Origin of the sequence: Synechococcus sp. R55.7, assembly GCF_047461955.1 — a bacterium.
Lineage (GTDB): Bacteria > Cyanobacteriota > Cyanobacteriia > Thermostichales > Thermostichaceae > Thermostichus.
Genome location: NZ_JANSIC010000505.1, coordinates 1 through 585, shown reverse-complemented (window position 1 = coordinate 585; position 585 = coordinate 1). Strand labels below are relative to the sequence as shown.

The 585-nt window shown below is 43.9% G+C and carries 1 protein-coding gene; it reads left to right on the top strand.

Annotation, left to right across the window (positions count from 1 at the left end; translation table 11 throughout):
• Positions 1–155: 155 nt before the first annotated feature.
• The coding region (locus NW820_RS13390; RefSeq protein ID WP_414383681.1) for a DUF488 family protein at positions 156–585 on the top strand (430 nt) is incomplete at its 3' end.

The window sequence follows — 585 nt, the reverse complement described above, 5'->3', positions numbered from 1 at the left end:
CTAGAATCTCGTCTTCTTGCCCTTTGCAAACTTCCAGAGGGGGACTTGTTTAGAAGTCGGGAAGAGTTTATAGCCGAAGCCTATCTCATTCAAGGCAGGCGTGTCGCCTATCGAGATGAGAAAATGTCAAAAAATGATGAGCGGAGCGCGAGGCCATGAAGATATTTACGATAGGGTTTACGAAGAAAAGTGCAGAACAGTTCTTTAATCGTTTAAAACAGCCTGGTCTAGTTCGAGTTGTTGATGCTCGACTTAACAATACCTCACAACTGGCAGGATTCACGAAAAAGAATGACCTAGAGTTCTTCCTTCACGAGATCTGTAAGCTTGGATATATTCATTTGCCAGAATTGGCACCGACCCAAGAAATTCTTGATGCTTATAAAGCTAGTGGTGACTGGTCTAACTACGAGAGACAGTTTTTGTCGCTGATGGCCGAGCGTCGCATTGAAGATCAAGTGGATAAAAGTATTCTCGATGGAGGATGTCTGCTTTGTAGTGAAGCTACACCTGAGCACTGTCATCGTAGGCTGGTTGCTGAATATTTGCGCAGAAAATGGGGTGATGTTGAAATCGTGCATCTAT